Origin of the sequence: Shivajiella indica (genome assembly GCF_042683085.1) — a bacterium.
GTDB classification, from domain to species: domain Bacteria; phylum Bacteroidota; class Bacteroidia; order Cytophagales; family Cyclobacteriaceae; genus Shivajiella; species Shivajiella indica.
Genome location: NZ_JBHUIV010000025.1, coordinates 508,481 through 534,671, shown reverse-complemented (window position 1 = coordinate 534,671; position 26,191 = coordinate 508,481). Strand labels below are relative to the sequence as shown.

The 26,191-nt window shown below is 37.1% G+C and carries 23 protein-coding genes and 1 tRNA gene; 11 read left to right on the top strand and 13 right to left on the bottom strand.

The window, feature by feature from the left end; translation table 11 throughout:
- Positions 1-232: 232 nt before the first annotated feature.
- Both ACFSKV_RS18635 and ACFSKV_RS18630 read left to right on the top strand, forming a co-directional pair.
- Positions 233-772 (top strand): inorganic diphosphatase, encoded by a 540-nt coding sequence (locus ACFSKV_RS18635; protein ID WP_380806281.1) that lies wholly within the window; start codon positions 233-235, stop codon positions 770-772.
- 43 nt (positions 773-815) lie between these two features.
- A complete protein-coding gene (locus ACFSKV_RS18630) occupies positions 816-1,862 on the top strand; it encodes a porin (protein ID WP_380806278.1) in 1,047 nt (348 codons plus the stop codon).
- Here the strand turns inward: ACFSKV_RS18630 and ACFSKV_RS18625 are convergent.
- Positions 1,834-2,319 carry a hypothetical protein gene (locus ACFSKV_RS18625; RefSeq protein ID WP_380806276.1) on the bottom strand — a complete coding sequence of 162 codons (486 nt, stop codon included), beginning with the start codon at positions 2,317-2,319 and terminating at the stop codon, positions 1,834-1,836. The two genes, ACFSKV_RS18630 and ACFSKV_RS18625, sit on opposite strands and share 29 nt — an antisense overlap.
- Positions 2,316-2,921: an acyl carrier protein phosphodiesterase gene (locus ACFSKV_RS18620; protein ID WP_380806273.1), complete on the bottom strand. Its 606-nt coding sequence runs from the start codon at positions 2,919-2,921 to the stop codon at positions 2,316-2,318. The genes ACFSKV_RS18625 and ACFSKV_RS18620 overlap by 4 nt, the downstream gene beginning before the upstream one ends.
- Before the next feature lie 68 nt (positions 2,922-2,989).
- Between ACFSKV_RS18620 and ACFSKV_RS18615 the strand changes: the two genes are divergently transcribed.
- Positions 2,990-4,918 (top strand): AAA domain-containing protein, encoded by a 1,929-nt coding sequence (locus tag ACFSKV_RS18615; protein WP_380806270.1) that lies wholly within the window; start codon positions 2,990-2,992, stop codon positions 4,916-4,918.
- 9 nt (positions 4,919-4,927) lie between these two features.
- Here the strand turns inward: ACFSKV_RS18615 and ACFSKV_RS18610 are convergent, their stop codons facing one another.
- The gene (locus tag ACFSKV_RS18610; protein WP_380806268.1) at positions 4,928-5,464 is read right to left on the bottom strand and encodes a DUF4924 family protein; all 537 of its coding nucleotides are present in this window, start codon (positions 5,462-5,464) and stop codon (positions 4,928-4,930) included.
- 235 nt (positions 5,465-5,699) lie between these two features.
- Between ACFSKV_RS18610 and lepA the strand changes: the two genes are divergently transcribed.
- The 5 genes from lepA to ACFSKV_RS18585 all read left to right on the top strand — a co-directional run bounded on the left by lepA (position 5,700) and on the right by ACFSKV_RS18585 (position 10,665).
- Entirely contained in the window at positions 5,700-7,493 is a 1,794-nt protein-coding gene (gene lepA, locus ACFSKV_RS18605; RefSeq protein ID WP_380806439.1) for a translation elongation factor 4, read from the top strand.
- Between the two features lie 271 nt (positions 7,494-7,764).
- Complete coding sequence (locus ACFSKV_RS18600) at positions 7,765-8,649, top strand: bifunctional 5,10-methylenetetrahydrofolate dehydrogenase/5,10-methenyltetrahydrofolate cyclohydrolase (RefSeq protein WP_380806265.1); 885 nt, start codon at positions 7,765-7,767, stop codon at positions 8,647-8,649.
- 141 nt (positions 8,650-8,790) lie between these two features.
- A tRNA-Leu gene (locus ACFSKV_RS18595) sits at positions 8,791-8,874 on the top strand.
- 122 nt (positions 8,875-8,996) lie between these two features.
- Positions 8,997-9,953: a DUF1295 domain-containing protein gene (locus tag ACFSKV_RS18590; RefSeq protein ID WP_380806263.1), complete on the top strand. Its 957-nt coding sequence runs from the start codon at positions 8,997-8,999 to the stop codon at positions 9,951-9,953.
- A 166-nt stretch (positions 9,954-10,119) separates the two neighbouring features.
- Complete coding sequence (locus tag ACFSKV_RS18585; RefSeq protein WP_380806260.1) at positions 10,120-10,665, top strand: DsrE family protein; 546 nt, start codon at positions 10,120-10,122, stop codon at positions 10,663-10,665.
- Here ACFSKV_RS18585 and ACFSKV_RS18580 read toward each other — a convergent pair.
- The 6 genes from ACFSKV_RS18580 to ACFSKV_RS18555 all read right to left on the bottom strand — a co-directional run bounded on the left by ACFSKV_RS18580 (position 10,662) and on the right by ACFSKV_RS18555 (position 19,039).
- Positions 10,662-11,261, bottom strand: coding sequence for a ribonuclease HII (locus tag ACFSKV_RS18580; protein ID WP_380806257.1), 600 nt, complete (start codon positions 11,259-11,261; stop codon positions 10,662-10,664). The genes ACFSKV_RS18585 and ACFSKV_RS18580 overlap by 4 nt on opposite strands.
- Positions 11,233-13,908 carry an MGH1-like glycoside hydrolase domain-containing protein gene (locus ACFSKV_RS18575; RefSeq protein ID WP_380806254.1) on the bottom strand — a complete coding sequence of 892 codons (2,676 nt, stop codon included), beginning with the start codon at positions 13,906-13,908 and terminating at the stop codon, positions 11,233-11,235. The genes ACFSKV_RS18580 and ACFSKV_RS18575 overlap by 29 nt, the downstream gene beginning before the upstream one ends.
- A gap of 211 nt (positions 13,909-14,119) precedes the next feature.
- Positions 14,120-15,259, bottom strand: coding sequence for a glycosyltransferase family protein (locus tag ACFSKV_RS18570; RefSeq protein ID WP_380806251.1), 1,140 nt, complete (start codon positions 15,257-15,259; stop codon positions 14,120-14,122).
- A gap of 1 nt (position 15,260) precedes the next feature.
- Entirely contained in the window at positions 15,261-16,112 is an 852-nt protein-coding gene (locus tag ACFSKV_RS18565; RefSeq protein ID WP_380806435.1) for a UDP-2,3-diacylglucosamine diphosphatase, read from the bottom strand.
- Positions 16,113-16,323: 211 nt separating this feature from the next.
- Entirely contained in the window at positions 16,324-17,667 is a 1,344-nt protein-coding gene (locus ACFSKV_RS18560; protein WP_380806248.1) for a sensor histidine kinase, read from the bottom strand.
- Complete coding sequence (locus ACFSKV_RS18555; RefSeq protein WP_380806245.1) at positions 17,657-19,039, bottom strand: sigma-54-dependent transcriptional regulator; 1,383 nt, start codon at positions 19,037-19,039, stop codon at positions 17,657-17,659. Before ACFSKV_RS18555 ends, ACFSKV_RS18560 begins: the two co-directional genes overlap by 11 nt.
- A 209-nt stretch (positions 19,040-19,248) precedes the next feature.
- On the opposite strand from ACFSKV_RS18555, the gene ACFSKV_RS18550 reads away from it, so the two are divergent.
- Positions 19,249-19,677 (top strand): FKBP-type peptidyl-prolyl cis-trans isomerase, encoded by a 429-nt coding sequence (locus ACFSKV_RS18550; protein WP_380806242.1) that lies wholly within the window; start codon positions 19,249-19,251, stop codon positions 19,675-19,677.
- 51 nt (positions 19,678-19,728) lie between these two features.
- On the opposite strand, the gene ACFSKV_RS18545 is transcribed toward ACFSKV_RS18550, so the two are convergent.
- The 4 genes from ACFSKV_RS18545 to rsfS all read right to left on the bottom strand — a co-directional run bounded on the left by ACFSKV_RS18545 (position 19,729) and on the right by rsfS (position 23,885).
- Positions 19,729-20,553, bottom strand: coding sequence for a hypothetical protein (locus tag ACFSKV_RS18545; RefSeq protein ID WP_380806239.1), 825 nt, complete (start codon positions 20,551-20,553; stop codon positions 19,729-19,731).
- The gene (locus ACFSKV_RS18540; RefSeq protein ID WP_380806236.1) at positions 20,550-21,311 is read right to left on the bottom strand and encodes a UDP-2,3-diacylglucosamine diphosphatase; all 762 of its coding nucleotides are present in this window, start codon (positions 21,309-21,311) and stop codon (positions 20,550-20,552) included. The genes ACFSKV_RS18545 and ACFSKV_RS18540 overlap by 4 nt, the downstream gene beginning before the upstream one ends.
- A 102-nt stretch (positions 21,312-21,413) precedes the next feature.
- The gene (gene ftsH, locus ACFSKV_RS18535; RefSeq protein ID WP_380806233.1) at positions 21,414-23,471 is read right to left on the bottom strand and encodes an ATP-dependent zinc metalloprotease FtsH; all 2,058 of its coding nucleotides are present in this window, start codon (positions 23,469-23,471) and stop codon (positions 21,414-21,416) included.
- 63 nt (positions 23,472-23,534) lie between these two features.
- The gene (gene rsfS / locus ACFSKV_RS18530; protein ID WP_380806231.1) at positions 23,535-23,885 is read right to left on the bottom strand and encodes a ribosome silencing factor; all 351 of its coding nucleotides are present in this window, start codon (positions 23,883-23,885) and stop codon (positions 23,535-23,537) included.
- Positions 23,886-23,977: 92 nt separating this feature from the next.
- Between rsfS and ACFSKV_RS18525 the strand changes: the two genes are divergently transcribed.
- Positions 23,978-24,733, top strand: coding sequence for a biotin--[acetyl-CoA-carboxylase] ligase (locus ACFSKV_RS18525; protein WP_380806228.1), 756 nt, complete (start codon positions 23,978-23,980; stop codon positions 24,731-24,733).
- 78 nt (positions 24,734-24,811) lie between these two features.
- Positions 24,812-26,131: an adenosylhomocysteinase gene (ahcY, locus tag ACFSKV_RS18520; protein ID WP_380806225.1), complete on the top strand. Its 1,320-nt coding sequence runs from the start codon at positions 24,812-24,814 to the stop codon at positions 26,129-26,131.
- The last annotated feature ends 60 nt before the right edge of the window (positions 26,132-26,191 follow it).

Below are 26,191 nucleotides of genomic sequence, written 5' to 3'. Positions count from 1 at the left end.
CCAAACTACCAAAAAAAGATTTTTGAAATACTTGCTTCATGATTATTGGAATTTGTAATCCTTATTCAAGAGGATATAATTGGGTGTTTAATTTTAGTCATTTAATGACAGTTAATGGGTAGCGTGAATTATTTAGCATCTTTAGTTCTCAAAAACGATACCATTCTTTGTTAAAAAGGTATTTGGAAGTAATTTGCATAATAAATCAAAAAAATCTTAACAGTTTTTTATTATGATAAATCCATGGCACGATGTGCAAATAGGTAAGGAAGCCCCTGAATATGTGATGGGGATTATAGAGATACCCAAAGGTAGCAAGGGGAAATATGAATTGGACAAAAAGACGGGTATGCTGCTATTGGACAGGGTTCTGTTTTCAGCTGTTCATTATCCTGCGAATTACGGGTTCATTCCCCAGACCTTTTGTGATGATAAAGACCCCTTGGATATTTTGATCATTTCACAAATTGATATACCCTCTATGACTCTGGTTAAAGCTAAAGTAATAGGTGTGATGCGAATGATAGATGGGGGGGAGGCAGACGATAAAATAATTGCAGTTGCAGCAGATGACCAATCGGTCAATTATATCAATGACATTGATGAATTGCCTCCACATTTGATGAAGGAAGTGCACAGGTTCTTTGAAGATTATAAAAAATTAGAAAGTAAAGAAGTGAAAGTGGAGGATTTCCTAGGAAAAGAGGAGGCTTATAAAATTATCAAAGAAAGTATTGATTTATATGATTTAAACTTCAGAACAAAGAAATAAAAATAGTCCTGGTGCTTTTGCCAGGTCTATTTTTTCGGCCAACATGAAAAGGACTTTCATTCTATTATTTTTTATTATACCCTTCTACAGTTCTGCCCAAAAAGATGAACAGGGCAAAGTAACCTTTAGTGGATATATTGAAACTTATTATTCTTATGATTTTAACCAACCTGAAAATAACCAGAGACCTGACTTTTTGTATAATTATGCCAGACACAATGAGTTCAATATCAATTTAGCCCTACTTAAAGCTAATTATGAATCAGAGAAAATAAGAGCGAATTTGGCCTTAATGGGAGGAAATTATGCGCAATATAATCTGGCTAACGAACCTGCTTGGGGGCAGGTAATAAATGAGGCATCCGTAGGAATCAAATTGCATAAGAAAATTTGGTTTGATATGGGTATAATGCCTTCTCATATAGGGTTTGAAAGCTGGTATGGTATGGATTGTTGGCATTTGTCAAGAAGTATATTGGCCGATAATTCCCCCTATTTTCTGACGGGTGCAAGGATCACTTACGAATTTAAACCTAAATTGGATATTGTTTTTTGGGCAACAAATGGATGGCAAAATGTGCAAAGGCAGGACAAGAAAAAAGGGATTGGATTGGGCTTAGGGATAGATCATAGACCATTTGAAGGAATGGTCATTCATTATGCTAATTATTTTGGAAATGAAGGTGCTGATCTGAATAGAATACTGAGATTTTATAATAATTTTTATACCCAATATGAGAAAAATAATTGGGGTTTAACCTTGGGTGTGGATTATGGTATTCAGGAAGCCGAATTTGTTGATTTCAATGAATGGTATGGAATTACCGCCTCCGTGAAAAGGTCTATTGGGGAGAAATTTGTTCTTGCCGGCAGGTATGAATATTATTCAGACCCAAATGCTGTGATTGTGAATGAGGGGATGAGGGTCACAGGATTTTCTGCTAATTTGGATTATCAATTGGCGAAAAACTCTTTGTTTCGAATAGAAATCCGCCAATTTGCAAGTCCTGAAGCAATTTTCCCCTTGCCGGCTGCAAAATTCAGCAAAGGAAATACCGCAATTACTGGGGCTTTTGCTGTAAGATTTTAATTTTTTTAAGTTTATTCACATGCTTTTTGGGAATTTTTTTCCAGAGATAATTGGTAAATTCATCATAATTCGAATGCTCATGATTGCTAAGGGTAAAGGAATCCTTATCTTCAAAAACTAAAGTAAGCTGTTTGAATTCCCTTTTATTGGAAATTACTTTTTCTTCATCCCAAAGCATTACCTGTTCCAATCCATAGGAAACACTTTTGCCCCTTAATGGGAGTCGTATATTAATTTTTTCTTTCCCTATTGAAATAAATTTATAGGAAGCCATCATTTTCACTAAAAGAAGTAAAATGGCTAAAGTCAATATTACTGATGCGATTAAATAAAAAGCTATGCCAAAACTCCTTTGTGTAGCGAAATGGTTGAGTATATAAATCAAGCCACTGATCAGAACCACAACGACCAGTCCCAATGCTAAATAAGTTTTGGTTTTTGGTCTACAATAAATCATGCAGGCTTTAATTCTGATCTAAGCTCAATGAGTTTACTTCTTGAATGACTTACAAGGTCCTCAAAGAAATCCCCGAAATGAATCCTCAGAAATTCATGATGTTCATCTAAAAATATATGGGCTGTTTCCAAATTAGATTGGAATTTAGTCCTTTTTGCCATACCTGTCATAGCCCTCCTTATTCCATCCAGTTCCCCATATCCTCCCAACCAGTTATAATATCTCATGTAGGCAAAGGTTTTTAGGAATTTTTCAGGGACTACATCCCTAAAACTGTCTATGGTTTCATAGACATCCTGTACAAAATCCTGTAAGGGTAAATGGTGGTAATTTTTCCAGTATTTTGCTAAAAAATAATCGAAATACATATCTGTGATCACAGTGGAATATCTGCCATATTCAGGTTTCAAAATTTCCTGGGCTTCCTTGACTACGGGATGGTTGTCGGTATATTTATCTATTGCCCAGTGAAGTTTAATGCCAACGACAATTTCTTTCTCATAGGATTTTTCAATTGATCCTCTCACAAAATCTCCAATAAAATTCCCGACCAATACTTTTGGTTCACCAAAAGACAGATACGCGTGTGCTAGATAATTCACAGTATTATTAAAACAGAGTACTTGGGGTGATGATTTATAATTAAATTCACCGTTAAATTTAATTAAACATGCCAAATATCCACGAGGAATTAAAAAATTCTTTAAAACTTTTAAAAGAGGAATGGGAGGAGGATTTGAATCAATTTAAAAAGAAATTCTTATACACCTCAATATCAGACAAAAAAGAAGAGGGGATATGTTGGTACCCTGTTCAATTAAAAAAATCAAAGTTGGGTTTTGGTGAAAGGTGGATTATAGATTTGGAAAGATTTGATCATAATCAAAGCCACATGTTCCAATCCGGTAAATCTGTTTCAGTTTTTTCCAATTTTGAAAATCATTCTTCGCCATCATTCAGGATCAATGGAGTCATTAACCAGGTGAAAAAAGATGTAATGACCATCACGCTCCAGGTTGAGGATTTGCCGGAATGGCTTCATAAAGGAAAAATTGGAATAGATCTCTTATTTGATGAGGCAAGTTACCGGGAAATGGAGTCTGCTTTGAAAGCAGTGATTAAATCTGAAAAAAGTAGGTTAGGAGAGTTAAAAGAAATTTTATTAGGGGAAAAAGAAGCTTCTTTCTTTGAAAAATCGGAGAGTCTATTTGTAGAATTAAATCCAGGCCAGGAGGAAGCATTACAGTTGGTGTCATCAGCAAAAGATGTTGCGATTATCCATGGTCCTCCTGGTACAGGTAAAACAACCACGCTTGTTGCCTCCATAAAAAGGGCTGTGGAAAAATTTAAACAAGTCCTTGTATGCGCCCCGAGCAATGCAGCAGTGGATTTATTGGTGGAAAAAATTAGTGGGTCAGGAGTGAATACAATAAGAATAGGTCATCCGGCAAGGGTAGAAGATCATATTTTAAGTCAAACCCTTGATGCCAAAATTGCCATGCACGAAAGTTACAAGGATCTTAAAAAACTGAAGAAGAAGGCAGATGAGTACCGCAAACTTGGACAGAAATACAAAAGGTCTTTTGGACCGGAAGAACGCATGCAAAGAAGAAGGCTTTTTGATGAGGCAAACCGATGTAAAGAAGAAGCAGAACATCTTGAGGAATATATTACCTATGATGTTTTTCAGCAGACAAAAGTTTTTGCTTCTACTTTGGTGGGAGCATCAAATCCAGCCCTTAAAGGGATGAAATTCCCTGTTGTTTTCATCGATGAAGCTGCGCAGGGACTGGAAGCTGCCACTTGGATACCCATTCAAAAAGCTGAAAAAGTGGTGATGGCAGGGGATCATTGCCAATTGCCACCAACCATAAAATCCTATGAAGCCGCCAAAGGTGGTTTAAGCGAAACTTTATTTGAAAAAATAATAAAAAGACAGCCTCATGCCTCCAAAATGCTGACATTACAATATAGGATGCCGGAATTGATCATGGGTTTTTCCAATCAATTTTTCTACCGAGGAGGACTAAAGGCTGCGGAAAATACGCAGGAACATTATCTCAACCCTGATGAACCTGTTTTGGAGTTTATAGATACCGCAGGAAGTGGCTACATGGAGCAGCTAGAGGAAGAGTCCTTAAGTACTTTCAATTCAGAAGAAGCAAATTTTGCCTTAAAATTTCTCGAAGAATTAGTCAAAAGAACCGGTATAGCAAAAATCAAAACCAATGATTGGAATATTGGCCTTATTGCTCCGTATAAAGCACAGGTGAGGAAATTTAATGAGTTTTTATTCGAAACCTACAATTTTCCCAATCTAAGATCGTTTTCGGATTTATTAACTATTGATTCTATTGATGGATTCCAGGGGCAGGAAAGGGATATTATCATTATCAGTTTGGTCAGGTCAAATTCAAAGGGGGAAATTGGTTTTTTGGCTGATACCAGGAGAATGAATGTTGCGCTCACCAGGGCAAAAAGAAAACTGGTAGTAATTGGGGACAGTGCTACATTGAGTGTTCATCCTTTTTATCATGCATTCCTGGATTATATAGACCTTAATGGATGCTACCGAAGTATTTATGAGTTTCTTGATTGAATTCCTTGCTTATACCATATCCTTATTTTCCTTAAAATATACCCAATTTAGGTAACTTAAGACATTGCCAAAAGCATCTGTTGCTTCCAGGATGCTTTGTGGTACATCTCTTCCCTTTAATCTCGCCAACAAAAGTCCATAAACTGCATTAATGCATATCTGGATTTCATTTCCAGGGACCGAAGTACCTGCCTCCATTACCAACTGGAAAACATATGGTTTTGCTTTTTGATAGATTATAAAATAGTCTTTATCTCTTTTTAGTAAGGACCAATGTAATTCCGCCAATTGGTAAACTAATTTTTGGGTATTTAGTAAATGTCCCCTTTCGGTAATGTTTTGACTTTTCATGTCTTCACATAATTCTTCAAACCAGTTCATGGCTTCTTCTTTCTCTTTTTCTGAAATAGGATAGTGGGACACAACATATTGTCTGATGTCATCCAAATTTAATTCATATGCCCTCAGAAGGTCTTCCATTTGGTACATATATAGGATGTATTCACCGATGTTATGCTGTTTTTTCTTATCTGCTATTGCTTTCATGTCAATCAATGATAATTAAATTCAAAATAATGAAGAGGTTTGAAAATTAGTTAACTTTAATAGGATTAAGGGTAAAAGTTTATATGAATCTTTTATTTTGTAATTGAACAATAGACTTCCACAAAGCATTTTAGGAGTTAGGACCTTATACTTAGAGACAGTATCTGTAAAATTCTTTTGATACTTGAAAGGTATATCAATAAAACCCACAATTTTATCTATTTTTGCGGCCAGTATGAACATGCAAAGAATTAGGAACTTCTGTATCATTGCCCATATTGATCATGGGAAGAGTACATTGGCAGATCGCTTGCTTCAGTTTACCAATACGGTAAGTGATCGCGAAATGCAAGACCAGTTATTGGATAATATGGATTTGGAGAGGGAAAGGGGTATTACTATCAAGTCACATGCTATCCAAATGAAATATAATTATAAAGGTGAAGAGTACATCCTTAATCTAATTGATACCCCTGGTCACGTGGATTTCTCCTATGAAGTTTCCAGGTCAATTGCTGCCTGTGAGGGGGCTTTATTGATTGTGGATGCTTCCCAGGGTATTGAAGCACAGACTATTTCCAACCTTTATCTAGCCATAGGGCATGATCTGGAAATCATTCCTGTGTTGAATAAAATAGATTTGCCAGGTGCAGATCCTGAGGTGGTGGCAGATGAGGTAATTGACCTAATTGGTTGCGATCATGACGATATAATCCTGGCATCAGGTAAAGAGGGAATTGGAATTGAGGATATTTTAAATGCTGTAGTGGAGAGGATTCCGGCACCTAAGGGGGATACGGAGGCACCCCTTCAGGCCATGATTTTTGATTCTGTCTACAATCCGTTCAGAGGAGTAGAAGTTATTTTCCGGATCTTTAATGGTACCATTAACAAAGGGGATAAAATCAAATTTGTCAATACCGGAAGAGAATATGATGCAGATGAAATCGGTGTTTTGGGCATCAATCAGATACCACAGCAGACTCTAGCAGCAGGCAATGTTGGCTATTTAATTTCAGGCATCAAGGTGGCCAAAGAAGTGAAAGTGGGAGACACCATTACTCATATCAAACGCCCTTGTGCATCAGCCATAAAAGGTTTTGAGAACGTTAAGCCTATGGTTTTTGCGGGAATTTATCCCGTAGATACCACAGAGTTTGAAGAATTAAGGGCCTCCATGGAGAAGTTGCAGCTCAATGATGCTTCCTTGGTGTGGGAACCGGAGACTTCAGCAGCATTGGGATTTGGTTTCCGTTGTGGTTTTCTTGGGATGCTCCATATGGAAATCATTCAGGAACGATTGGAGCGTGAATTTGATATGACCGTTATAACGACGGTACCTTCTGTTCAGTTTCGGGCTTTGATGAATAATAATGAATATAAAGTTGTCAATGCACCTTCAGATATGCCGGAACCCAATTTGTTCAAGCATATTGAAGAGCCTTTTGTCAAAGCCACTATAATTACAGCTTCTGAATATGTGGGGCCCGTGATCCAACTCTGTATGGAGAAAAGGGGGCAAATTAAAAACCAGGTTTATCTCACTTCTGAAAGGGTAGAATTATCTTTTGATATGCCTTTGGTAGAAATAGTTTTTGACTTTTTCGACAAACTTAAGACCATTTCAAGAGGATATGCTTCTTTGGATTATGAGTTGATAGGTTTTAAACAATCCAATATGGTTCGTTTGGATGTGATGTTGAACGGTGAAGTGGTAGATGCTTTGTCTGCCATTGTCCATAGGGACAAAGCCTATGAATGGGGCAAAAGGCTGTGTGAGAAACTGAAGGAACTGGTTCCAAGGCAAATGTTTGAAATTGCGATTCAGGCTGCTATTGGGACTAAAATTATTGCTAGGGAAACTGTTAAAGCCTTGCGTAAAAATGTATTGGCAAAATGTTATGGCGGTGACATTTCCAGAAAGCGTAAACTGCTTGAAAAGCAGAAAAAAGGAAAAAAGCGTATGAGGCAAGTAGGAAATGTGGAAGTGCCTCAGGAAGCGTTTATGGCAGTATTGAAGTTGGATTAAGATTGTAGAATCTAGAGGCGAGATTATTGAGGCTAGGAATAAGAGACAATGCCTAAGGAAAGGCGAAAGTCGGAAGGTGGAATTCAAAGGCAAAACAATAAATTAATAGTACCAAGTACCAAGTACAATGTACCAAGTACTGAGTAACAAGATTGAAGAGTTTAGAATGATCAAATATTTAAGAAACAAGATAGTTTTTTGAATATTTTATTGAAAGACAACATTAAGCATTTAGCACTTTAACTTTAACTAATAATTACTTCCTCTTGCCATGCCAACACTTATAGACGGAAAAAAGACATCGGAACAAATCAAGACAGAAATTGCAGCAAGGGTAGAGGAAATTAAAGCTGAAGGGGGTAAAATACCTCACTTAGCGGCCGTTTTGGTTGGAAATGATGGGGCAAGTCAAACTTATGTTGGTGCTAAAGTAAAAGCCTGTGAACAAGTGGGGTTTGAATCTACTTTGGTCAGATTGGAAGAAACTGTTTCAGAGGAAGAATTATTGAGAGTAGTAGAAGATATCAACCAAAATCCATCTATAGATGGTTTGATAGTACAGCTTCCTTTGCCCAAGCATATTTCTGTTGAAAAAGTCACCAATAAGATTAAACCTCAAAAGGATGTGGATGGCTTCACTCCTGCCAATGTTGGGAGAATGACTTTAGGCTGGCCGGCCTATGTAGCTGCCACACCTTACGGAATAGTAGAATTGTTGAAACGCTATAATATAGAAACATCTGGAAAGCATTGTGTGGTAATTGGTCGCAGCCATATTGTAGGCTCTCCGATGAGTATTCTTATGGCAAGAAATGACTATCCTGGGAATTGCACTGTGACTCTGACGCACAGTAGGACCAAAAACCTTCCTGAAATCGCCCGGACTGCAGATATTCTTATTGTTGCATTAGGTAAACCTGAGTTTGTGACTGCTGATATGGTGAAAGAAGGGGCAGTCGTGATCGATGTGGGAATCCATAGGGTAGATGATGCCAGCAAAAAATCCGGATTTAAATTAATCGGGGATGTTAAGTTTAATGAAGTGGCAATAAAAGCTTCAGCAATTACTCCTGTTCCTGGAGGGGTAGGCCCAATGACCATTGCTTCATTATTGTATAACACCTTATTGGCAGCAGAAAGGAAAATTTATCCGTAATTTATAAAATAAAAACCTTGGTTTAAGTCAACATGTTGGTTGAAGTCTAAGCCAAAGGATTGGTAGTTAAAATAATTTTGAAAGTTTTGGATTTCACTTGCAGGGAAAAACAACTCTTTCTACTTTTGCAGACCCCAAAATGCGCACGTGGTGAAATTGGTAGACACGCTACTTTGAGGGGGTAGTGCCCGTTCGGGCGTGGAAGTTCGACTCTTCTCGTGCGCACAAAGCCTCAGACTTTTCTGGGGCTTTTTCTATTTTATAGGTCTTTATAAAGTGGATTTTAGAAAGAAGTCAGTTTTTTTAATTTTCGAATTTATTTCTATTTTAGAAAGAAAAATCGTTTTATGAAAATACTCCAAACAGCGATTCTTTTGGTTTTCACCTTATTAGTTGTACCAATTTTCACCTATTTTTTCGGAATATCTTTAGGAGAACGTGAATGGGAGGCGCTTGGAATCCTGATAAAGATTTGTGCGGTTTCAATCAGCTATTGTTTTTTGGTGGGAGAGCTAACCGGTAATAATAGTCAGGTGGATAAATATTGGAGTATATTGCCCATAATCTATGCTTGGGTAATGGCTTATTTCGGCGAATTTTCTTTAAGGATGGTTTTGCTTGCACTGCTTGTCACTGCTTGGGGAGCAAGGCTGACTTATAATTTTGCACGTAAAGGTGCCTATAAGTGGAGATTTTGGGAAGGGGAAGAAGACTACCGTTGGGAAATTTTGCGAAATAAGCCAGAATTCCAGCCCAAATGGAAATGGACTTTATTCAATCTCTTTTTCATTTCTGGCTATCAAAATGTATTGATTTTGTTATTTACTCTGCCAATGCTTGTCACTATGCAGTTTGATGATGGGAGTATTGGCTTGGTGGATTATTTGGTGGCAAGTATAGTTTTATTTTTCTTGGCTATTGAAACTGTCGCCGATGAACAACAATGGAATTACCAAAAGGAAAAATGGAGATTGATAAAAGAAGGGAAGTTGCTGACAGGTGATTTTGCAAAAGGATTTTTGGACAAAGGACTTTGGGCAATTTCGAGGCATCCAAATTACCTCGGTGAACAGGGATTTTGGGTTTCTTTTTACTTTTTCTCAGTAGTGGCATCAGGCCAATGGCTCAATTGGTCAGTGGTTGGTTGCCTGTTGTTACTGATCTTATTTCAGGGAAGCTCCAATTTCAGTGAGGAAATAAGCGCTTCAAAATATGATGCGTATAAAGCTTACCAGGCCCGTGTTCCCAGGTTTGTTCCTAGACCCAAAGGAAAAGCCGAAGAAAGTCCGGCTCCAAGCTCTTGAAAGGGGTACAGGATTTTTCAAAATTGAAAAAGTTTAAGTATTGATATTGGGAAGCTATAATGATATTTTGTGTCGGGTATCGAAATAGCCGATGATTTCAATCCAAATAACAGTTTGAGAAGGAATGATTTTTATGTAATTTTTCGGAATCAACCATTTCAAAATCATGTTTCTATCTGCAAAGAAGTTCCTTGCTTCGGTAATTCTTACCGCATTATCAATTTCCGCAAATTGCCAAACCCCACAATTTCCTATTGTAAAAGGTTTTGGTGGAATTTATGAAATCCCTGAGGCAACAGAAAGACCCGATCCCAAGACGGAATTTAAAATCATCATCGACCTTGTTTCTGCTGCTGATGATCCAAAACAGGTAAACCGAATGGTCGATAATATTGCCCGTATGGTAAATCTTCACGGAATTGCTGGTGTGCCAAAGGAAAATATTAAAGTGAAAGTAGCAGTACATGGAGGAGCAATTTTTTCTATCCTGGATGATTCCAATTATGAAAAATTTTATGGAGTCAAAAATCCAAATTTACCTGTTTATGAAGCACTCAAAAATTCCGGTGTTGAATTTTATATCTGTGGCCAATCTTTGATTGCCAGGAATATGATGCCATCAGATATGTGGCAAGGTGCGGAATTAGCATTATCTATGTTAACTACCCTGACCAAATATGTGCCTCAAGGATATACTTTAATGCGTTTTTAAAATTCAAGTTTCATCTGTTCAGGGAGCAATCTAAATGATTTCCTATGAAGTGGTGTCAGCCCGAATTTTCTTATTCCGTCTCTATGCATTTTCGTTGGATATCCTGCGTTTTTTTCCCAACCATAGCCAGGGTAATCTTGTGCCATTTTTTCCATGAATTCATCACGGTAAACTTTTGCCAAGATAGAGGCAGCGGCTATGCTGGCAAATTTTGAGTCCCCTTTAACAATACAGGAATAAGGGATGGTTAAGGTACTTTTGAAACGATTTCCATCAATGAGTAAATGATCCGGTCTTTTAGTGAGTTTTTCCACTGCCCTTGTCATCGCAAGGAAGGACGCATGGAGGATATTGATTTTGTCAATCTCTTCAACACTTGCTTCAGCCACCGACCAGGAAATCGCACTGGATTTTATTTCATTAACAAGGCTATTTCGATTGAATTTGCTCAATTTTTTAGAATCATTGATGAATTCATTGGCGTAATCTACAGGCAAGATAACTGCTGCAGCTACCACTGGGCCACAAAGACATCCTCTTCCTACTTCGTCACAACCGGCTTCTATTCTAGTAGATTCTAAATATGGACTCAGCATCTTCTTTTGGTTCGTCTATATTTTTATAATACTTATGGATCATTTCTGCAACCAATCCAGTCCATCCCGTTTGATGAGAAGCGCCTAAACCATCTCCGTTATCTCCATGGAAATATTCATAAAAAAGAATGTGATCTTTGAAATGGGGGTCTTCCTGCATTTTTTTATTTTTGCCATAGACAGGTCTTTTGCCATTTTCATCTTTCATGAAGATTTTTATGCATCTAAATGAAAGCTCCTTTGCGATTAAATCCATTGTTAAAAAATTACCTGAACCAGTTGGGTATTCAATGGAAAACTCATTCCCATAATAGTAATAAAATTTTCTTAAGGATTCAATTATTAAATGGTTGATCGGAAACCAAATCGGGCCCCGCCAATTTGAGTTTCCTCCAAACATCAATGAGTCAGATTCCCCAGGGGTATATTTGATGGTGTAGGTGTCTCCGTTAATTTTTAGACTATAAGGTTTTTTCTCATGGAATTTGGATAAAGACCGAATCCCATATTCGCTCAAAAATTCATTTGGATCCAACATTTTATTTAGGATGCTTTTCATCCTATGTCCCCGTAATAAGGAAAACAACCTTCTTTTTTCGAAACCAGGTTTGATCCAACTTGATACTAATGAAGCAAGTTTTGGTTTTTCCTTTAGAAAAAACTCCATTCTTTTCTTAAAATCGGGAAGACTGTCAAACATATCCAAGCGAATTGATTCTACTGCAAAAAGAGGAATAATTCCGACAATTGATTTAACCTTCATCACTTTAGGCTCCTTCCCGGGTAAGTGAAAGACATCAAAGAAAAAATTTTCTTCATCGTTCCAAAGGCTGATGCTTTCTCCTGCGATATTGTTCATAGCCCCTGCGATATATAGAAAATGTTCCAGGAATTTTATGGCTGTATATTGGTAAGATTTATTGAATTCACAGAGATCCAGCGAAATTCGCAACATGTTAAGTGAAAACATAGCCATCCAAGAAGTGGCATCAGCCTGTTCAAGTTTACCACTGTAATGATGGGCATGGCTTCGGTCTATTAATGAAATATTATCCAAACCCAAAAATCCTCCTTCAAAAATATTTTTACCTTCGCTATCTTTTTGATTGACCCACCAGGTAAAGTTGATCATGAGCTTATGAAAGCACCTTTCCAAAAATTCCTGATCACCTATTCCGTTATTGTCCTTTTTATCTATTTGATATACTCTTTGTACGGCATAAGCATGTACCGGAGGGTTGACATCACTGAAATTCCATTCATAAGCGGGGATTTGGCCATTGGGATGCATGTACCAATCGTTGAGCAGCAATACTAGTTGATCTTTTGCAAAATCAGGATCAATGCGGGCTATAGGAACACAATGAAATGCCAAATCCCAGGCAGCATACCATGGATATTCCCATTTGTCAGGCATGGAAATGATGTCATAATTATGTAAATGCCGCCAATCATGGTTCCTTCCCTTTTTACGTTCTTTGGGAGGAGAATATCTTCCAGGGTCACCTTCCAGCCATCTATCTACATTATAATAATAAAATTGTTTCCCCCACATCATTCCGGCAAAAGCCTGACGTTGAATATTTCTAAGATCATCATTTTTTACCCGGGCTTGGATTTCTCCATAATATTCATCCGCTTCTTTTATCCTTTCCTTCAAAATATCCTCACATGAACATGCCGCATCCTCTTGGTGGTAGTGCATCATCCTGAATTTGACAACTTTTTTTTCACCAGAAGGTATGGTCAGCTTATAAATAGCTGCTGCTTTTGTGCCATAATCTGAAGGATTCAAATGATGGATGTATTTATGGACTACATAATCATTAATGGCGTCCTTCAGGTATTTTTTTTCATTGGGTATATGGTAAAGTCTTTCTCTGTTCGTTTCATTGTCACAGAATTTCAGTTCCGGATCTCCATCAAAAGAAAAAAAGAAATTGCCACTCTTGGGACTGTAAGCTTTGATTTTATTGGTGTCTAATTTGGAAAGTTTTGGCATAAAGGGTTCATGTCCTGTAAACCAGTTTTTTCTAAACCATATAGTTGGAATAACCCATATTTCTGCATCTTCTTTTCCCCTGTTATGTATAGTAGCGAAGGCCGCTATATCTTCAATATCATTTTTGGCGTATTCGATGTAGATATCAAAATAGGCGTCCTCATCAAAAACTCCGGTATCCATTAATTCAAATTCCGGATCATTTTTAGTTCTTTTCCGGTTTTCCTCAATTAATTGTTTATATGGGAATTCATTTTGAGGATATTTATACAGCATTTTCATATAGCTGTGGGTAGGAGTGGAGTCGAGGTAATAGTAAAGTTCTTTTACATCCTCGCCATGGTTGCCCTGAGGACCGGTCAAACCAAATAATCTTTCTTTGATCATTGGGTCTTTTCCATTCCAAAAAGCCCAGGCAACACATAATTTTTGCTTATAATCTGAAATGCCCCCAATCCCCTCTTCTCCCCACCGGTAGGCCTTACTTCTGGCTTCATCATGAGTGACGTTGTCCCAGGCAGCACCATTTGGACTATAGTCCTCTCTAACCGTACCCCATTGTCTTTCAGTGAGGTAAGGTCCCCACTTTTTCCAATGTTTCTTCCATTCCCGGTCTTCCTTAAGCCTTTGTTTCTCTATATTCATGAACTTTTTTTCTAATAAGCAGTCTTGAATTTACTATTTTTTCATTTAGCCAAAAATTTGTTTTGGATTTATGGTAGGGAAAATACGTGATAATTTTTCCGCAATCGATTTAACGCTCGAAAAATGGAGATTGAAAAATACCATTGTTTTCAGGTGTTAGGTGAAATAAATAACCTAATACCTGAAATTTGGTTTGGAGCTTCTTTAGAATTTAGTTTGCCAAAGGAGAATATTCAATTGGATATTGACTTGGCTTTGGTAGATTTGCCCTACTTTGTTCCGCTATTATTTTTTCAAAAAGAGCAGGGAATTTATCTGTCCAGGGCTTTGAAAAAGAAGTATCAAAAATTCTGGTTTGCAGAATATCATCAAAAAGCTTAAAATCAAACCTTTTGTTCTGGATTCCTGCACCGGAAGCCTCGGTTTCGATGGCATTGCATGCCTGCTCATATTGCCCCTGGACAGGGACTACCATCACCGGCTTATTCAAGTACATGGCCTCACAGATGGATTCAAATCCCGCTGTACTTAAAAAACCTTTACAATTGGCCATTTTTTGAAGAAAAAGATTCTCATCCACTTGGTGAAAAATCAAATTAGGAAGTGGAGAATATTCTTTTGGAAAGCCCTTTTTGTCCCAAAAAGCTTCTATTTTAATATGTGTGTTTTTCCTGGCAAAATCCATTACTTCATCCCCATAACCAGGATTAACCATGTAGGTCAAATAAAAATCACCAGATTCGGGATCAAGTAATGTAATTTTTTTTCTCAATAAAGGGGGTAAAATATATAGATTGTTCCCCTCCAGACTTTTTAAAGGTATAGAAGAAAGTGCCAGTTTTTTATTGGCACCAAGTGCTGTAATTTTTGTATTGATTTGGAATAGTAATTTTTGAATTACCTGACCTTCAGCAAATTTAAAATCAGGATGTTCAATAAGATATTGGTGTCCTATTACCCAAAATTGGGCATTGGGCTTATACAGGGCATTATATATTCCCCCCAGGATGTCATAAAAGTTGATGATTACATCTGGTTGATGGGTTATTACCAGATGATGGATGGTTTTCAGACTTTTTAAAAATTTTACACTATTGGAAATATTGAAAAGAATCGTCTTACCAATTCTTATTCCTTTGTTTTTTTTGTCGGTGATAAAATTTGGACTTTCAATATGGTGGATTTTAGCTGTAAGAGACTTCTTAACAAATTCCGGAATTTCCCTTCTTTCACTTTTTCCAATGCAGACTGCAGAAACTTCATGACCCATAACTTCAAGTTGTTGGGAAAGAGAGATGGCCTGGGTCATGTGGCCCCGCCCTTCCCCTTGGACAATGAATAGGAATTTCATTTCAAATTTTAAAGTTGGGAAATTTCAGTTCCCCAGATAAATTTGAAAAAGCCACAGTTTTCAAATCAATCTTGGAATCTATTGGAATAATCGTTTCTTCAGATTCCTTTTTGAAATCAATTTCGCTGTAATAGATAAGTTGCCAATTTCCTTTATGGTCTTCAGCCAAAGCACTCATGGTTTCTACCCAATCTCCGGAATTCATGTAGGTTATGCCCTCAATGGTTCTGTTTTCAGCCTTATGTATATGTCCACAGATTATCCCATCGCATCCTCTGGACTTTGCCATTTTAGCAAGTTCCGTCTCATATTCATCAATGTAAGAAATTGCAGACTTTACTTTTCCTTTCACGTATTGGGATAGGGAGAAATAAGAAAGGCCTTTTCTCCTCCTATGGTAATTGACCTGCCTGTTTAACCAAAGAAGGAAAGTATATCCAATATCCCCTAAATAGGCAATCCATCTGAAATTTGAAGTCACACTGTCAAAAACATCACCATGGGTTATAAAGAATTTCTTCCCATTACTTTCATAAACCAAATCATTTTGAATAGAAAGGTTTCCAATCTGAAGGGGAAGAATCTGGTCTAAAAAGTCATCATGATTTCCCCTTAAGTAAAAAACCTTGGTATTGTTGCTCTCTATCATTTTGAGGATTCTGTTAAAAAATCTCGTATGTTTTCTTTTCCAACTCCCAGATTTTTTGAGTTGCCATCCATCAATGATATCACCATTCAGGATTAAATTTTCACAGGAGTATTGCTTTAAAAATCGAGATACTTCTTTTGCTTTTGATCCCTTTGTTCCTAAGTGAACATCAGAGATCACAATGGTTTTGAAATCGGTTTTCAAGTTCATTAGTTTTGAATGCAAGTTAGATCTGGTATTTCAATTCATGATGAAATAGATATTATGCTTTCAAGAAGTTTTTAGGTTATTAGGTGTTGATTATGAAATGAATGTTAATGCAGTGTTAAAATCAAGGATTCGATCAAATGTTTTGATAAGGAAAAAAACAAATTGGATTTATCGGGGATCAACAGATTATTTTTATAGCTTGACTCTAAGCATTAAAAATCAATTTAAAGGTTGTGCCTTTACCTATTTTGGATTTTACCTGGATATTTCCTTTGTGTCTTCTCATAATCTGTTTTGAAAGGCTTAATCCAATCCCTGACCCTTTCTTTTTGGTAGTGAAAAAAGGAATAAAAATTTTTGACAATGCCTCTTCTTCAATTCCCTTCCCATTATCTGAAACCTCAATGATTATTTTCCCGGCCTCATCAATAAAAGCCTTCAACGATATGATTTTGATAATGGCATCATCAACGGCATGGATGGCATTTTGGATTAAATTAATCAACACCTGTTCAATTAAATGTTGGTCCCCAAATAAGATCAATTCTTCAGGTTCAACTTTTGTTTTAAATTGAATCTGATTTTTTTCAAATTGGTTTTGTAACAAAGTTTCTAACTGGGCAAAAAGTGTTTGAAGCTGGATAGTTTGGAATTTTGGGGTAGGAATATGGGCAAGACTTCTGAAATCACTGACAAAATTGATAAGTCCTTCGCTTCTTTTTTCGATGGTGGTAATGGCCATCAAATAATCCTCCAGATCCTGGGGCTGAATGACGTTATGTTCTTCAATTTTATGTTCAATGTCCACTTTAACGGTAGAAGCAAGAGAAGATATTGGTGCAATACTGTTCATGATTTCATGGGTTAAAACCCTGACAAGATTTTGCCAAGCCTCCATTTCTTTTTCTTCAAGTTCACTTTGAATATTCTGGAGGGATACCAACTTGAATTTAACATCTCTGAGAACCAATTCAATGACATATACCGAAAGCTGCATGATTCCATCAGGATGGGCAATTTTAATTAATTCACTTCCTCCGGTTCTTAAGTGATTAATGGCATGATGAAGTTCCTTATTGATTTTTTCGACCTCATTTATGTTGATCAATTGGTGGATATTCAACATCCTTTTGGCGGCAGTATTGACGATCTGAACTTTTCCATCTTCGTCAAAAGTGATCAATCCAATGCTTAGATGCTGAAATACTGACCTAAAATATTGGTAATTGGCTTCCTTTTCGGCTTGGTCCTCCTGGAGTTTTGCTAGGATAGCATTAAATTCAATATGAAGATCATCCGTTTCTGTTCCGTCAAATTTTACCGGATATACATTGGTATAATTGTCCTGTTTGATATTATCTAAAAATTGGCGGACTTTTTTAAAGGAACTTTCAGCGTAACCAAGTAAGAAAATTACCTGAGCCAATACAAGAATGATAAACAGAGATATAGCAAATACCCCAGCTCCGTTCAGAATGAAATAAGATAAAAGAAATAAGGAAACTGCAAGAAGGATAATTCTTCCCAGGAGGCCTATTTTATAATCCATATTTTTCTAATCTTCGGTACAAAGAAGCTCGGGTCAAACCTAGCTCTTTTGCGGCTTTGGAAATATTTCCGCCATTTTTATCAATTACCCGTTGAATGGTAGTTTTTTCAACCTCATCCAGATTGAAGGTAGCAGGAGTAGCAATTTTCTCATTCATTGGTTTAGCAGAAAGGAAAAAGAAATCCCTGCTATCCAATTCTTCTCCATCTGCCATGATAATGGCTCTTTCAATGGCATGTTGTAGCTCTCTGATATTTCCCGGCCAATTATACCTTTGCAATAACTGCATGGCTGAAGGGGTGAATCCATGAAAACTTTTCCTATACTTATTACTGTAGGTTTTCAGAAAATGATCTGCTAATAAAGGAATGTCATCCTGTCTTTCCCGTAATGGTGGGAGGAAAATTTCAACTGTATTTATCCGGTAAAGTAAGTCTTGTCGGAAAGTGTTATCAAGTACCATTTCATGAACGTTCATATTGGTAGCACAAATTAGCCTTATATCTACAGGAATGGCTTTATTTGTTCCTATTCTTGTCACTTCCCTCTTCTGCAATACAGTCAATAGTTTGGATTGAAGTGGCATACTCAGATTGCCTATTTCATCCAAAAACAGGGTGCCTTTGTCAGCTATTTCGAATCTACCAGCCCGATCATCTTTCGCATCGGTAAATGCGCCTCTTTTATGGCCAAATAGTTCACTTTCAAATAGTGTTTCAGTAATGGCTCCCATATCAACACCCACAAATATTTCATCTTTCCTTAAAGAACGGTCATGGATAGCCCTGGCAATAAGTTCTTTTCCGGTTCCATTTTCTCCTAAAATCAGGATGTTTGCATCGGTTTTGGCTACCTTGTCAATAATGGAAAAGATATTCTTCATTGAGGCACTGTTGCCAATTATATCAGAATAAGATTTCTTGGCGTCAGACTGAAGCTGCTTTTGTTTTTTGGACAACTTTTCCACTTCATCATAGCTTTCTTTTAATCTGCTGGCCGAAGTCAAAGTCGCCAATAATTTTTCGTTTTGCCATGGCTTCAGAATAAAGTCTGTTGCACCCTCTTTCAAAGCTTGTACAGCCATTTCGACGTCTCCAAAGGCTGTGATTAATATTACAACGGCTTTAGGGTCTATCTCTTTTATCTGTTTTAACCAATGGAATCCTTCTTTTCCTGAGGTGGTGTCTTCAGTGAAGTTCATATCCAATAGGATCACATCATAGCTGTTGTTGTTGATCAAAAAAGGAATTCTTCTTGGATCCTTCTCAATTGTCACTTCTTTAGCGTGCTTTTTTAAAAGCATTTTTGCCGCAAAAAGCAGGTCTTCATTGTCATCTATGATCAGTATTTTCCCTAATTGCTGGTTGTCCATGATTTGAATGTTTTTCTTTTGTATTGACAAAATGATGCCATAAGTTAAAATAGGCTCTATTTACCCAATTATCAACACTAAATTGAAATTAAATGTTCAATAATGAACAGCCATGATTCAAAATTGAACAGTGATTGTTCCGAAATCGGACAGGCTTTTAATCGGAAAATAAAATGATTAACTTTGTTCTTTAACAAATATTAAAATCTATGTCAATAGCAAGTAAAGGAAATGCAGTGAAAGTTCATTACACCGGAAGACTTGAAGACGGGACTGTGTTTGACAGCTCAGCTAACAGAGAACCCCTTCAGTTTACTTTAGGTGATGGTAATATGATCAAAGGCTTTGATGCAGCCGTTCATGGAATGAAAATCGGTGAAGAAAAAAGTGTGACGATTCCAAGTGCAGAAGCATATGGGGAAAAAAGAGACGATATGATGTTGGATATTCCCATGAATCAGGTACCAACTCATATTAAACCTGAAGTAGGGATGGAGCTGTCCTTACAAAATCAGGCGGGGCAGCCTGTTCCGGTAAAAGTAACTTATGTAGATGAAGAAAAAATAGTTTTAGATGCCAACCATCCTTTAGCTGGAAAGGATCTGATCTTTGATATTACTTTGGTAGAAATTTCTTAATGGGATTTTAACCGGAAAAAGAGGCTGTCTTTTTAAAAGGCAGCCTCTTTTTTAAAAGTTTTTTAATGGGCTATTAACTTTGGAATAAAGCAGAACTTTATTTTCATCAAAAAAGAAGACAGCATATTGATTGATCATAATATTATTAGGCAGTAGCTTTTCTGGAAGGTCAAATTCCTCTCTTTTTCCTGTTTGAAAATCCAATAGCACCAAATGATCATTTTCACGGAAAACCAGGTAGTTTTTCCAAAAAGATAATTTCTGGTCAAGTTTAATTTTCAGGTTCTTAATATAATTTCCTTGATTATCAAGAATATAAACTCCCTCATCTTTTATGTGAAGGAAAAGTAGGTTTTGGTATTCTCTGATATCTATGACTTCTAATGAAGACCTTTCCAAAATTAAATTTAACGGTTGTTGCTGAAGTATTTCATTTATTCTATAGTCCAACTGTTTGAGGGAAAGGTCTGCTTCATCAATTACCCAGATGATATTATTGTTTCCAAGGGTGGCTACCTTTGCCAAAGTGATTTTATCAATAGGAATCCTGTTCTGGGCCACGGGGTTGATAAACCTATCCAAAATCCTGTATTCCTGGAGATCTCTGGAAAATGTAAAAATATTTACCGTCCATGCAGCTTCCAATTGACTGAGGGCTCCTTGTCTATAGGGGGAAAAATTATTTACCTGTATGCCTTCTTTATTAAATTGATACAGATTACCTTCTAAATCAGAAATAAAAATAAAGCCCTGGTTATCAAGGGAAAGTAGACCTAATCTGGGGAATTCAATGGTGTTTTGTAACGTCCAGTCTACTTGGGCAATTGAAAAATGAAAAAGCGAAAAATTGAAAAGAATCATTAGTATTTTTCTCATGATTCGAAAGTTTTGATTTCAAACTTTTCTCCGTCAAAAACGCCATAGGTATTTTGATTTACCCATTCTCCTAAATTGTAATATCTTGATTTTTTTCCTACGGGCAAATCCAGGGGTAAATGTCTGTGTCCAAAAACATAAAAGTCAAAATGGGTGTTTTTCTCCACTTGCTGACAATATGCCCAAAGCCATTCATCATCACCTTTAAACTCTTGTTCATTCTTTTTCAAATTTGTAATTCGGCTTTTGAGTGACCATTTGTGTGCGATTCTCATTCCAATATCTGGATGAAGCCACTTAAAAAGCCATTGACAAAAAGGGTTGGTAAAGATTTTTTTTAGTATTTTATACTGTTGATCGCCTGGGCCTAATCCATCCCCGTGCCCAACAAGAATTTTTTTATTTTCTATTTTCAGTTCAATAGGGTTATGGTATACAGGAATACCAAGCTCTTTGGTGAAATAATCATTCATCCATAAATCGTGATTTCCGGTAAAGAAAAAAATCGGAATGTTTTTTAGTCTTAGCTCAGTGATTTTCCCAAGGAAGCGCATGAAACCCTTTGGGATTACTTTTTCATATTCAAACCAAAAATCAAATATATCTCCGACAAGAAAAATTGCTTTTGCCTCTCCTTCTATTTCACCCAGCCATCTGATAATTTTATCTTCTCTTTCTTTACTGCTTTTTTCATCAGGAGCTCCAAGATGAAAATCCGAGGCAAAAAATACTTTCTTTTCGTTTAGCGAAATATTCATAGATACAAGGTATATTTTCCAAAGATAAAAAACACTGTGAAACCAAAAAAAGCCTCCCAAAGAAGGAGGCTTATTAATTTTTTAAATTTATATTCAGTGAATTTACCCCTTACTTTCCTCAACCTCTGGTGCCTCTTCTTTTGAAATTTCCACCTTTGATTCAGGTTTTTCTGTATCAGCAGTTTTTTCTGTTTTTTCTTTGTTGTCTACTTTTTTGGTATAAGCCTCATAAGTAGTCTCTTTGGCGAAAGGTCTTTTGCCAATTAATTTTTCCAAATCAGATTGGAAAATAATTTCCTTTTCAAGCAACTCTTTTGCCAATATTTCCAATTCATTTCTCTTCGTCTGAAGTAACTCCTTGGTTCTTTGGTAAGCGGAAGAAATAATTTTTCTGACCTCTTCATCAATCGTTTCTGCTGTAATTTCAGAGTAAGGTTTGGTCATTTTGTAATCGCTGGATTTGCTGTCATAGAATGAAACATTACCGATTTTATCATTCATACCGTAAATAGATACCATGGAATAAGCAACTTTTGTTACCCTTTCCAGATCACTTAATGCTCCAGTTGAAATTTTGCCAAATACTATTTCTTCGGCTGCTCTTCCTCCCAATGTCATACACATTTCATCTATGAGTTGCTCAGTCTGGTACAGGAATTGTTCTTTTGGAAGATACTGTGCATATCCTAAAGCCGCAACACCTCTTGGAACAATACTGACTTTCACCAAGGGGTCTGCATGCTCCAAAAACCATCCGGCTACTGCATGGCCTGCCTCATGGTACGCCACAATCTTTTTCTCCTCGGGAGAAATAATTTTGTTTTTCTTTTCCAATCCTCCAATGACCCTATCAATGGCATCTTGGAAATCCTGCATATCAACAGCAGCTTTATTTCTTCTGGCAGCAATCAATGCAGCTTCATTACATACGTTTGCGATCTCAGCTCCAGCAAATCCTGGGGTTTGGGCTGACAACTTCTTGGCATCCACATCATCTGCTGTTTTGATGGGTTTTAGATGCACTTTGAAAATTGCTTCCCTTCCCACAATATCTGGCTTATCAATACTTATCTGTCTATCAAATCGGCCGGGTCTTAACAAAGCCTGATCCAAAACATCTGGCCTATTGGTTGCTGCAAGGACTATAACCCCGGAATCGGTACCAAAGCCATCCATTTCAACCAAAAGTGAATTTAAAGTATTTTCTCTTTCATCATTAGAGCCTGGCATCTGGCCTTTTCCCCGTGATCTACCGATCGCATCAATCTCATCAATGAAGATTATACAAGGAGCTTTTTCTTTAGCCTGTTTGAACAAGTCACGGACTCTTGCAGCTCCGACACCAACAAACATTTCTACGAAATCTGAACCTGAAAGTGTAAAGAAAGGAACTCCTGCTTCACCTGCTACTGCTTTTGCAAGCAAGGTTTTCCCTGTGCCCGGAGGTCCTACCAACAGGGCTCCTTTTGGAATCTTTCCACCCAATTTGGTGAATTTCCCTGGGTTTTTTAGGAACTCAACAATTTCCTGAATTTCTTCCTTGGCCTCATCAAGGCCAGCTACATTATCAAAAGTGATTTTGACTTTGTTTTCTGCATCGAAAAGCTGCGCTCTTGATTTTCCTACATTGAAAATCTGACCACCAGGACCACTAGGGCCTGCCATTCTCCTCATCATGATCCAGAAGAAAAGGAAAAGGATGATCAGGAAACCAAAACTAGAAAACCAGTTCGTCCAGCTTTCCTGAGTTTTTGCAGTATATCCTATTTTTTCCGAATCAGGTTTCGTGCTTTCAAGTTTTTGAAAATCTTCGATAAACTTATCCACCGATGCAATTTTCACCTGATAATGAGGGCCTGCAGGAGTAAAGAAGGGACTGTTGGATTCCAACTCTTCCTTGTATTTTGTATTCTGTAAGGCTTCAGGTTTTAGACTTACTTCTACTAAATTCTGGTTGTATATAACCACAACCTTGGCCACATCATTGGCCAAATACATGTCCTCAAACTTTTTTAATGTAATGTCAATTACCGTATTCCTTTGATTGAACCAGGTAATTCCTACCAGTACAATCACAGCAGTAATAATCAACCAAAGTTGAAAGTTCTGCTTTGGAGGTGTTTTAGGTATGAAATTTTTATTTTTATTGTTCTCGCTCATCCTATATATTATATCTCGTAAACTCTTTTAAAACGTATTTTTAACCTGAAAGTTCAAAGTTAATTATGACTCAATCCTGGTAATTTTAGCATCTCCCCATAAATCCTCAAGACCATAGAATGCCCTTTTATCTTTTAGGAAAATATGGGCAACCACATCAACGTAATCCATGAGGATCCATTGTTTATTATTTTTGCCCTCACTTCTGAAAGGTCTTTCTTTGTTGGATTTGATCACTTCTTCTTCGATAGAATCAGAGATGGCTTCAATTTGTGAATCTGAACTTCCTGAACAGATAACAAAAAAATCAGTAAAAGCGTTTTTCACACCCCTAAGATCCATTAATACTATATTGGAAGCCTTTTTTTCTTCCATGCCTTTTATAATAACTTTACTCAGCTCTTCTGCTGTCATGCTTTATTACTCTAATTTTGCAAAATTAAACAAACTTATTGGGAAGTAAGATTTAAATATCTTGATTGCCCAACAAATTAACTAATAAAAGAATGTATAAAATCCTTGCCAATACGCTTTTTCTTGGAAAAGATATTCATTACCTGACAGAGTGTCATTCTACCAATGATATAGCAATGGAGAAAATTAAAACCAGGGAACTGGCTGAAGGCAGCGTTATTATCACCGATTCCCAAATTAAAGGGAGGGGACAAAGGGGAAATAGGTGGTGGTCAGAACCAGGGAAGAACCTCACTTTTTCATTGGTACTTCAACCCCATTTTTTGAATCCAACTGAGCAATTTAACCTCAATATGGTTATTTCCTTGGCAGTATGGGAAGTTCTTTCTGATGATTTAGACGGGATTAAAATCAAATGGCCCAATGATATTTATCATATAGAAAAAGGGAAAATCGGAGGGATTCTTATCGAAAATCTTATCAATCAGAAAGGAATGGATTACAGTATTGTAGGGATTGGACTGAATGTAAACCAGGAAATGAATGAACTGCCCATGGCGACCTCTTTTCTGTCATTGACAGGTAAGGTCTGGGAAAGATGGGAAATATTTAAGTCTTTGATTTCAAAAATTGAAAAATATTACCTCCAACTTAAGCAAGGAAATATCAATGAACTTAAAAATTTATATTTAGAAAAACTTTTTAGATTAAATCAATGGTGCTCATATGACGATGGGGGAGAGTTTAAAGGTAAGATTATAGGAATCAATAAAGAAGGAAAATTAATTATTGAAAAAAAAGACGGTAGCCTTAACCATTATGGCTTCAAGGAGGTTAAATACTTGTAAAATCCGAATTTTATTTTGTGCATAAAAGCGCTAAATTTGTAATTCTATATTGAAAATCAATTCATTAATAAAATAACTATGTCTGAAATTAAATCTGACAAATTCATCAAATATAAGGTGAAAGACATTTCCCTGGCAGAGTGGGGAAGAAAAGAAATTACTTTGGCAGAAGCTGAAATGCCAGGATTAATGGCCTTAAGGGAAGAATTTGGACCTGCCCAACCGCTCAAGGGAGCAAGAATAGCTGGATGTCTTCATATGACTATCCAAACAGCAGTTCTGATTGAAACATTGGTGGCATTGGGGGCGGAAGTAACTTGGTCGTCATGCAATATTTTTTCTACCCAAGACCATGCTGCTGCAGCTATTGCAGCTGCCGGAATTTCAGTTTATGCATGGAAAGGCATGACGGCAGAGGAGTTTGATTGGTGTATTGAGCAGACCCTCTTTTTTGGGCCTGAAAAGCAGCCATTGAATATGATTTTGGATGATGGTGGAGACCTTACGAACATGGTTTTAGATAATTATCCAGAACTTATTTCCGGTATCAAAGGACTTTCTGAAGAAACAACTACTGGAGTTCATAGGCTTTATGAAAGAATGAAAAAAGGTACTTTGCCTATGCCGGCCATCAATGTGAATGATTCTGTGACCAAGTCTAAATTTGATAATAAATATGGTTGCAAGGAGTCTTTGGTGGATGCAATCAGAAGGGCTACGGATGTGATGATGGCAGGAAAAGTCGCTGTTGTGGCAGGTTATGGTGATGTTGGAAAAGGATCGGCAGCTTCTTTAAGGGGTGCTGGTGCAAGGGTAATTGTCACTGAAATTGATCCCATTTGTGCACTCCAGGCCGCAATGGATGGCTTTGCGGTAAAGAAAATGGTTGACGCCGTAAAAGAGGCTGATATCGTAGTTACTGCCACAGGTAATAAGGATATTATTTCTGAGGTTCATTTCCGGGCAATGAAGGATAAGGCCATTGTATGTAATATTGGCCACTTTGATAATGAAATCGATATGGCCTGGCTCAATAAAAATTATGGTCATACCAAAGATGTAATTAAACCGCAGGTTGATCTTTATAATATTGAAGGAAAAGATATTATTGTTTTGGCAGAAGGAAGGTTGGTTAATCTGGGTTGTGCTACAGGACATCCTTCTTTCGTGATGTCCAATTCGTTTACCAATCAGACCTTGGCCCAGTTGGAATTGTGGACAAACAGCGGAAATTATGAACCTGGAGTTTATGTATTGCCAAAGCATTTGGATGAAAAAGTGGCAGCCTTGCATTTGGCAAAATTGGGTGTTGAATTGGATACACTTACCCCTGAGCAGGCAGAATATATTGGTGTGACAGTTGAAGGTCCGTACAAACCTGAATATTACAGGTATTGATAACAAAATAGAAATAAAAAAAAGCGGCTGTTTTTTCTTATTGAACAGCCGCTTTTTTTT